Origin of the sequence: Mesorhizobium sp. M7A.F.Ca.CA.001.08.2.1, assembly GCF_003998455.1 — a bacterium.
GTDB lineage: Bacteria > Pseudomonadota > Alphaproteobacteria > Rhizobiales > Rhizobiaceae > Mesorhizobium > Mesorhizobium ciceri.
In genome coordinates, this window is the sequence record NZ_RZPW01001327.1 from 1 (window position 1) to 760 (window position 760).

1 protein-coding gene is annotated in these 760 nt (G+C 62.5%); it reads right to left on the reverse strand.

Annotated features, from left to right (window positions below; genetic code table 11):
- Positions 1-760: hypothetical protein (locus EN914_RS37175; RefSeq protein ID WP_164779255.1), on the reverse strand; the 760-nt coding region annotated here is incomplete at both ends.

Sequence of the window (760 nt, forward strand, 5' to 3'; positions counted from 1 at the left end):
CCGGTACTGGTCGCGCGAGAAGAAGTCGAGCGCGGCGAAATCGGTGCGCTCGCGCAGCACGGTGTCGATGCGGCTGACGCCTTCGAACCACACGGTCCAATCGACGTCGTTGATGAGGCGCAGGCCGCGAATGATGTTGCCCGTCGTCACATTGCCGCTGGACAACGTGTGATGTTCGGAAATGATGATTTCCTCGGCATCGGAGCCGGTCTTTTCGAGCTCGCCTTCCAGCCATTCCAGAGCCTTGCCGGCATTCTGCGAGCCATCGCGCAGGCGATAGAGCAGCTGGGTGGCGAAGGTGGTGTCCTGTGCGTGGGCGCTGAAATTGGACAGGATCGACTGCCGGTCGGCGCTGTCGTCGGTGGCCAGGACCTTGTCGGCCACATCGTTGGCGATCTGACGCATCTGACGGGTTCGATTGACCCTGACCGCCAGCCGGCGCAGATTTTCGATCAGCACGAAGCGCAACAGCGAAGGCAGCGCCCAGAGTTCGCCGATCTTCAGCGGCTCGACCGACTGAAAACCCTGGACGATGGACTTGAACATCGTCGCCGAAACGGAACTGTCCGAATGCGCGACATAGGTCCAGGCCAGCGCCAGCGCGCGCGGCACGCTGCCGCCGTCAGGCAGTTTCAAGGTCGGCAGCTGGCGATAGAAGCGGCGCGGCAGGTCGCGATTGACCTGGAAAATGGTCTCTTCGACCAGGTAATTGTTGTCGAGCAGCCATTGTGCCGCCGGCGTGATCGTCTCGCCCCTCGCC